This window comes from Roseateles sp. AC306 (assembly GCF_979253795.1).
Window position 1 is genome coordinate 1 of the sequence record NZ_CEEDEB010000100.1, and the last position, 258, is coordinate 258.

Annotated in this window: 1 protein-coding gene; it reads left to right on the top strand. The window is 55.4% G+C overall.

Annotation, left to right across the window (positions count from 1 at the left end; translation table 11 throughout):
* The coding region (locus AC0IZJ_RS28550; protein ID WP_471855641.1) for an alanine--tRNA ligase-related protein at nucleotides 1-258 on the top strand (258 nt) is incomplete at both ends.

Below are 258 nucleotides of genomic sequence, written 5' to 3' on the forward strand. Positions count from 1 at the left end.
GGTTGGTCCGCTGATCGACGTTATGGGCTCTGCGGGTGAAGACCTGAAACGCCAGCAGGCGCAGGTTGAGCAGGTGCTGAAGACTGAAGAAGAGCAGTTTGCTCGTACTCTGGAGCGCGGTCTGGCGTTGCTGGATGAAGAGCTGGCAAAACTTTCTGGTGATACGCTGGATGGTGAAACCGCTTTCCGTCTGTACGACACCTATGGCTTCCCGGTTGACCTGACGGCTGATGTTTGTCGTGAGCGCAACATCAAAGT